Below are 8428 nucleotides of genomic sequence, written 5' to 3' on the forward strand. Positions count from 1 at the left end.
TCAAATCAAATCAAATCAAATCAAATCAAATCAAATCAAATCAAATCAAATCAAATCAAATCAAATCAAATCAAATCAAATCAAATCAAATCAAATCAAAAAATCTTCAGCAGGTTTTGGAATTTCATGCAACCCACGGCGTAAAGTTTCTGACCACTGTTTACTGATTTCCTTAAAGTATTCATTGTCTTGTGTAATACGTTTTCCTTTTGGAATATGCAAACTGTCTACCTTATAAACCAACACATCTAAAGGTAATCCAACAGAAACATTTGATCTTAAAGTTGAGTCAAAAGAAATCAGACTACAACGAACTGCTTCATCAAGTGGCATATCAAAAGTTAAAGCACGATCTAAAATTGGTTTACCATATTTACTTTCACCGATTTGAAAAAATGGCGTGTCTTTGGTCGCACAAATAAAATTACCTTGTGGATAAAGATTATACAATTGTAACTCTGCATCCCCAATTTGCCCACCGACCAATAAACTACAATAATAATTACTTTGTTCTTGCGTGTTGTCAGTGACATCTGCAATAACTCGGCGCAAAGTACGCCCAACCAACTGCGCAACTTCAAACATAGTACTGACACTATACAGGTTCGGTTCTTCATTTAAGGTGAGTTGGTTTCTCAAATGACCGATGACTGCTTGCGTTGTTGCCAGATTTCCTGCGGTCTGAATAGCAATGAAACGATCTCCATCCACACCAAAAGTATAAAGTTTACGAAACACTGAAATCTGATCAACGCCTGCATTGGTACGTGTATCACTGATAAAGACAAGACCATCTTTTAAACGCAAAGCACAACAATAGGTCATTCAAACCATCCTTAACTCAAACCTAACATGCCAGAACCTGAACAATGGAACTCATGCTTTCTACACCACCCTGTTCACGCACACCACGTACAGGAGCAACATCATAGTAGTCTCGCCCTACAGCAACATAAATATGAGCATTCGGACTAAAACATTGATTACTAATATCAAAACAATACCACGTCTGTTCCAAATATACTTCAGTCCAAGCATGACTGGCCAGATGCGTCATTTCAGGTGCATATAAATAACCTGAAACATAACGTGCAGGTAACCCCATCGCACGGCACATCGCAATAAATACATGCGAATGATCCTGACAAACACCGCCATTTTCATGATTTTTAAAGACGTCTATGGCGGACGTATGTACGTTTGTTGCTTGTGGTATATAGGGAATATGACACAAAACAGCTTCGGCCAAACGCTGCAAATGCACCCGATCTTTTATTTTTACATGCTCATATGCAAATGCCAGCATTTCACGACTACATTCTGTCATTGTCGTTGGTTGTAAAAAGATATAAGGATGTAATGCTGTCGAATGATTCGCAATATCCTGTGTCGGATCAATCTGAATGATCCCTTGAGCCATAATCGTTAAATGATGATACGCATAACGCTGGGTACTGGTAATCCATAGATTATGGAAAGCATCTTTTTTTAAAGTATATTGCCCAGGAACACTCATATCCCATACCTGCACCTGCTGATGTGCATCATCCTGCGGCATCATTTTAATCGATTGGATACTATTTGATACCTGCTGTGTATAACGATAGTGGGTTTGATGATTCACCATCAATTTCATACCGTTACCTCAAAAATATTTTGAAGATGGCTTGTCATTTCAAAAAAATGATTTGAGTCCTGATCTTTTTTAAATGCCTGCCAACTTTCTTCAAATTTCTGCCAGTGATAATCCTGTAAAACCATCACTAAATGATCCATTGCCACAATCAGGTCATCTAACGGTTCTTTCAAACGTAAAGCCTGATCAAGTAGCTCGATTGTCTGACCAAGACTAAAAAATAGAAAAAGATCTTCTGACTCGCCTTCTAAAATGTCATCAAACTCATTGACCACATCACAAATGTAACCTGCATTATTTTTTGCATGTTGCAAAAGTGCATTGAGTTCTGAATAACCAATATCTGACAACACACCACGCAATGACTGAATATTGTCATATACCGCATGGAATAACTGGTTCAAAGAACCTAGTTGTTCTGGATCAAGAATTAATGCATTTAATGAACTTGCATCATATGCAGGTAAATAAAATGCTGCTGCAATTCGTTGTGCTTGCTGATCGTCCTGTATGGACATATATCGGCATAAACAATGAATCCGTGCAAGGTAACGTCCAATCCATAAAATATTGTAGGCATTCGAAGCTAATAATTGCATTGTTGTACTCCTTTCCTACATATTAGGCATTTAAAGTTTCAATCACCCAAGTATCTTTCACACCGCCACCTTGTGATGAATTGACCACCAGAGAACCTTCTTTCATTGCAACACGTGTTAATCCTCCGGGTACAATTTCTGTACGTTGTGGTGAACTGAGGACAAATGGACGCAAATCAATATGGCGTTCTGAAACCCCAGCTTGGGTTAAAGTTGGCGCAACCGATAAATCAAGCGTTGGCTGTGCAATATATAAATGAGGCTGAGCTTGAACTTTTTGACGGAATTCAGCCACTTCTTTTTCAGTTGCTTGTGGGCCAATCAACATGCCATATCCGCCAGAACCCTGTGCTTCTTTAACAACCAACTGAGGCATATTTTCGAGGACAAAATCCAGATCATCCGCATGGCGGCATTGATAGGTAGGTACATTGCGAAGAATAGGCGTTTCATTTAGATAATAATCAATCATCTTATCAACATAAGGATAAATCGATTTATCATCTGCAACCCCTGTTCCTGGCGCATTTGCAATAACGACATTTTGTTTTAAATAGGCTGACATCAAACCGGGAACGCCTAAACAACTGTCTGGACGAAAACACAGCGGATCAATAAAAGCATCGTCCAAACGGCGATAGATCACATCAACCCGTTGTTTGCCTCGAATGGTTTTGGCATAAACCACATCATTTTCAACAAATAAATCTTGCCCTGTGACCAAAGGTACATCCATTTCACGGGCTAAAAAAGCATGCTCATAAAAAGCACTATTAAAACGCCCCGGTGTTAGCACCACCACACAGGGTTTATCCACCAGTGCATTTTCTTCTAAAATTTCACGTAATAACTGTGGATACTGTTCAATTTCATGCAAGTTTGTTTTTGCACATAAATCTGGCATTAATTGCTTGCTGATTTTTCGACTTTCGAGCATATAAGACACGCCAGACGGTGTTCTTAAGTTGTCTTCTAGTACATAAAACTCGCCACTACGGTCACGAATAATATCAATTCCACTGATTTGTGAATAAATTTTCCCTTTTAACTTAAAATTCAGCATATGTGGCTGAAAGGCTTCATGGCTCAACACTTGTATTTCAGGAATAATCCCAGATTTTAAAATTTCCTGTGTATTATAAATATCATCTAAAAAGTAATTTAGTGCATGTACTCGCTGAGCACAACCTGCTGAAATTTTATCCCATTGTTTTTTTGCAATCACTCTTGGAATAAGGTCATAAGGAATCGTTCGCTGAGTCCCATCTTCCTCTCCATAAACCGTAAATGTAATGCCGTGATAAAGAAAAAAGGCTTTTGCTTCCTGATTTAAAATATTGAGTTCTTCTAAACTACGATCAAATAACCACCGTTCTATGTTTTTGCAAGCTTCCGCAGACATATGTGGATCATCAAGCATTTCATTAAAAAATTTAGATTTTAATTGGTGAAACATTGTTTTTGAACATTGTGATTTTGTTTGTGCATGCGGATTTAACTGAGTCAATAGCGCTCCTGCAACAACAGCTTCTGCTTTATTTAAAGGTTCTTTATTATCTTTTAACATACTGACCTCTCCCTTTATAAGATTACTATAGATAAGCAAAATCAGTGCCATGTTATGATCATTTTTGCTTATTTTATTTCTATGTTATATAAGGTCTGTCCATCTTCCATTCCTGTCTGCAACCATGCAAATCTGTCGGGAAACGTCAACAACATACCGCATTTACCTATCTATCACATATATTTAAGGACAATACAATGTTTTTCGTTTGTTAAAGCTGAATGATTTCTTGCCAAATTAAATTATTTTTTTTATGGTGAACGATGTCGCTCATCTTTTATCCTACAAAGTTGATGAATTTTTATGTCTATACAAGAAAAAGAAACCTCAAACAGTCTTTATCGTCAGTGGCAAATACTCTCTTTACTTGGTACAGGAAAATGGACAGGCACACGTCAAATTCAAGAGTCACTGCTACGTGAAGGGATTGATGTGAGCTTAAGAACAATCCAGCGCGACTTAAATCAACTGGCTCAGCGTTTCTTAATCGAAAGTAACAAAGAAACACCTCAGGGTTGGCGTTGGAAATCTGATGCTCCTATTCAAACCTTACCGCATATGACCAGTTCTCAGGCCGTTACTTTTATGATGGTAGAAGAACATTTAAAACATTTACTTCCCCCTAGTCTGATCGATGAAATGAATCCGTGGTTTGACCTCGCACGGCGCAGCCTCTCAAGCCAAAATAATGTCCGCCAATGGATTAATCGGGTTCGGATTGTACCTGCTAGTCAGCCACTCATCCCACCAACAATTGACCATCATGCTCAACAAATTATTTATGAAGGCTTATTACAAGACAAACAAATTGAGTGTGTATATCAAGGGCGTGGTCGTGAAGAAAAATCTTATGTATTAAACCCACTTGGGTTAGTTCAGAAAGGTGCTATTATTTATTTAATTTGTACTCGTAATGACAAAAGCGATGTTCAAACTTTTGCGTTGCATCGTTTTAAAACGGCAACGCTGTCCAATCAGCGCGCATTACACCCTGTCGATTTTGATATTGACCAGTATATTGATGCAGGCGGTCTAGGTTTTAGGATTGATAGTTCAAAACCTTCTGAACTGGTACAACTCAAACTCAGAATGCATGATTATGACGCACAGACTTTCTATGAATCACAATTAAGCAAAGACCAAACTATTATTTCTTTAGACCAACAACAAGTTGAAATTATAGCGACCGTACCATTCACCTCCCAATTGGTGTGGTGGTTAAGAAGTTTCGGCAAAAAAATTATCAACATAGAACCCATAGAAGTTGCACAGCAAGTCTATGAGAAAAATTAAAATAAAAGAGCGCCTTAAAGCGCTCTAAGTTATTCTTTTTATTTTAAGATATTTTTATTTCATCATGATTAGACCAAACCGATCGTATTGGCATGCTAAATCAGCGCGGTTGTAACGAATATGCTTAAATGTCATGACGTTTCTCCAATGAATTTTGCCATGCATTCACTATATAAAGGTATCTTCCTACTGTGAAATAAATAGATATGCTTTGATTAGTCAATAAAATGCTTAAGCGCTTGGTCACATGGCTTATATTCTTTACTGCATAGGACGCAATGAAATTTTAAGCCTCTTGTTACTTGCTTTTTACTCAAAATAAAAAAGCCTGCCACCCTATGTAAGATGGCAGGCTTCTAAAATTTTCTAAATTATGCTGTTTTCTTCATTTGAGCATTTTTACGAATCGTAATCATCACCAATTGGACTGCGGCTGGTGTCACACCCGGAATACGACTTGCTTGCGCCAATGTTTCAGGTCGCACTGTTTTTAGTTTTTGTGTGATTTCACGAGACAAACCTGAAACAACATCATAATCAAAATCTGCTGGAATTTTTGTTTCTTCCAAACGTTTCATTTGTGCAACATCTTCGTGCTGACGGTTGATATAACCTTCATATTTCACAGCAATCTCGATTTGCTCACCCACTTGCTGAGAAACCGCTGAACCGGTTAATGCTGCTATTTGTTCAAAATTGATATTTGGACGTTTTAACAGATCAATCGCGCTACATTCTTTACTTAAATCTGCGCCTGTCATCTCAACAAACTGCTTACCCATTGGGTTATTCGGTGCAGCCCACAAATGTTTTAAACGACCCAACTCTGTTTCAACTGCTTCCATTTTTTCACAATAAGCAGCCCAACGCGTGTCATCTACCAATCCAAGCTCACGACCAATTGATGTTAAACGCTGGTCAGCATTATCTTCACGTAACATCAAGCGATATTCGGCACGTGAAGTAAACATACGGTACGGTTCTTTAGTACCTAATGTAATTAAGTCATCTACCAATACACCCAAATATGCTTCATCACGTTTTGGTGTCCACTCTTGTTGTTCCCATGCACGACGTGCAGCATTTAAACCTGCAAGTAAACCTTGAGCACCAGCCTCTTCATAGCCTGTTGTACCGTTAATTTGACCCGCAAAATACAAACCATTAATGGCTTTGGTTTCAAGGGTAAATTTTAACGCTTGCGGGTTAAAGTAATCATATTCAATGGCATAACCCGGGCGCAAAATGTGCGCATTTTCCATACCACGGATTGAGCGAACAAGTTCAAACTGAACATCAAATGGCAATGACGTTGAAATACCATTTGGATAAAGTTCATGTGTATCCAAACCTTCAGGCTCTAAAAAGACCTGATGTGAGTCTTTATCAGCAAAACGATGAATTTTATCTTCAATCGATGGGCAGTAACGAGGCCCAACACCTTCAATCACGCCTGTATACATTGGTGAACGATCTAAACCACCACGGATAATGTCATGTGTTTTTTCATTGGTATGGGTAATGTAACAATTTACTTGTTCAGGATGCATTGAGGCATCCCCCATAAATGACATTACAGGAGATGGGAAATCACCTGGTTGTGCAGTCATCACAGAGAAATCGACTGAACGTGCATCAATACGAGGTGGTGTACCTGTTTTCAAACGACCCACTGGCAAGTTTAATTCACGTAAACGCTGAGCCAAAGCAATAGATGGAGGATCACCTGCACGGCCACCACTTGATTTTTCCAAACCAACATGGATAACTCCACCCAAGAATGTACCCGTTGTCAACACCACTGTTTTAGTGTCGAAACGAATACCCATTTGAGTCACAACGCCCTTAACAGTATCGCCCTCAACAATCAGGTCGTCTGCTGCTTGTTGGAAAATATCTAAATTGGCTTGGTTTTCCAGTGTTTCACGAATTGCCGCTTTGTAGCGTACACGGTCTGCTTGCGCACGTGTTGCACGTACTGCCGCACCTTTTCGTGAGTTTAAGATACGAAATTGAATCCCGCCTTTGTCTGCTGCAAGCGCCATTGCACCACCAAGTGCATCAATTTCACGTACCAAATGTGACTTACCGATTCCCCCAATAGCAGGGTTACAGCTCATCTGCCCTAAAGTTTCAATATTATGAGTTAGCAGTAAAGTCTGTCGCCCCATACGCGCAGCAGCAAGCGCCGCTTCCGTACCTGCGTGACCACCACCAATAACGATAACATCGTACACTTTAGGATAATGCATAATCTTTAAGTCTGAACTAATAAAAAAGACCTTATATGATAGCAGATATTCAATATCGGATATAGCTTTACGCCTTTTTGATTACAATAATTTTGAACGACTCACCAAAAACCTTGTACTATTCGCATTCATACAAATATCTTCACAAAGTTTTAGATTTTGTTACTAAACAAAATATTATTTTCTTAGATTATTTTTTATACTAACACTGTTGTAGAACACTTTAAAAACAAGCTACACAGGAAAAATATCATGATGAATAACAAATTACTTGCTACTCTGTTTTGTACGGGCTTAGGTCTAGGCATGGCGACACTGTCACATGCAAATGATAAAGTCGCTACCACTTACAATCCACAAACCTATCAACATGTATGTAAAGGCAAAAAAGCTGGCACAGCTGTTTCTTTTGCTTCAAGAGGTATTATTTGGAATGGTACTTGTGAAACACAATTTATTCCAAATAAAAGTGGCAAAGTTGAAGGTGATGAGCCTGAATTATTTAATACTTGCTCCAGTGATGCCCATGCGAAATCTGTGACCATCAATGGTCAGGAAATTAAAGGTAAATGCGCTTTGGCCTTTACACCACCACGCCCCGCTGCTGCACAATCTTAATCACATCATAACGGTCAAGAGCGGTTAGATTCATTTAATCGCTCTTAACTTTTGTCTCTAACTTTATAACAATAAAGATCTATACCTTACAGACCTTCTATCTCTGTCATTCCTACAAAACTTCAAAATCAAATCCGCACAAAAACAACTACTTTCAAACCCAAATCATCCTCAAAATAATAAACAGGATTAATTTATGCTGATTGCTCAAGAAATAAATAGTCGTTAAGACACATGAAACCATGCAGGTCAGGCACAACATAACATTTGTTTTATGACTAAAAATAAAATCTTCTCAGTTGGGTTTATTCCATAGAAATAAGATCACTAAATTTTGTTATTTTATCTTGAGCATTCACTTTTGTATTTTTAATATTTGGTTAGTACTTTTTTTGATTTAAAAGCATAATTTTTTAAAAAATTTCTATATAAATAAAAATTATTATCTCTTATAATTTTTATC

General features: G+C 38.1%; 6 protein-coding genes and 1 pseudogene. 2 read left to right on the forward strand and 5 right to left on the reverse strand.

Features of this window, described 5'->3' with window-relative positions; all coding sequences use genetic code 11:
- Positions 1-90: 90 nt before the first annotated feature.
- From ABDV70_RS13445 to ABDV70_RS13460, 4 genes and pseudogenes are all read right to left on the reverse strand, one after another.
- Positions 91-825, reverse strand: a complete 735-nt coding sequence (locus tag ABDV70_RS13445) for a proteasome-type protease (RefSeq protein ID WP_343598465.1) — start codon at positions 823-825, stop codon at positions 91-93.
- A 22-nt stretch (positions 826-847) separates the two neighbouring features.
- Positions 848-1636 carry a transglutaminase family protein gene (locus ABDV70_RS13450; protein WP_343598467.1) on the reverse strand — a complete coding sequence of 263 codons (789 nt, stop codon included), beginning with the start codon at positions 1634-1636 and terminating at the stop codon, positions 848-850.
- The gene (locus ABDV70_RS13455) at positions 1633-2235 is read right to left on the reverse strand and encodes an alpha-E domain-containing protein (RefSeq protein ID WP_343598469.1); all 603 of its coding nucleotides are present in this window, start codon (positions 2233-2235) and stop codon (positions 1633-1635) included. The genes ABDV70_RS13450 and ABDV70_RS13455 overlap by 4 nt, the downstream gene beginning before the upstream one ends.
- Before the next feature lie 22 nt (positions 2236-2257).
- Positions 2258-3691: pseudogene (locus tag ABDV70_RS13460) on the reverse strand (circularly permuted type 2 ATP-grasp protein); the annotation flags it as partial.
- 414 nt (positions 3692-4105) lie between these two features.
- Here ABDV70_RS13460 and ABDV70_RS13465 point away from each other — a divergent pair.
- Positions 4106-5095 (forward strand): WYL domain-containing protein, encoded by a 990-nt coding sequence (locus ABDV70_RS13465; RefSeq protein WP_343598471.1) that lies wholly within the window; start codon positions 4106-4108, stop codon positions 5093-5095.
- Between the two features lie 371 nt (positions 5096-5466).
- Here the strand turns inward: ABDV70_RS13465 and mnmG are convergent, their stop codons facing one another.
- On the reverse strand, positions 5467-7347 hold the full coding sequence (gene mnmG / locus ABDV70_RS13470) for a tRNA uridine-5-carboxymethylaminomethyl(34) synthesis enzyme MnmG (RefSeq protein WP_343598473.1): 1881 nt from the start codon (positions 7345-7347) through the stop codon (positions 5467-5469).
- Between the two features lie 255 nt (positions 7348-7602).
- Here mnmG and ABDV70_RS13475 point away from each other — a divergent pair, with 255 nt between their 5' ends.
- Positions 7603-7965, forward strand: a complete 363-nt coding sequence (locus ABDV70_RS13475; protein WP_343598474.1) for a hypothetical protein — start codon at positions 7603-7605, stop codon at positions 7963-7965.
- The last annotated feature ends 463 nt before the right edge of the window (positions 7966-8428 follow it).

This window comes from Acinetobacter sp. (assembly GCF_039596015.1).
Taxonomy (GTDB): domain Bacteria; phylum Pseudomonadota; class Gammaproteobacteria; order Pseudomonadales; family Moraxellaceae; genus Acinetobacter.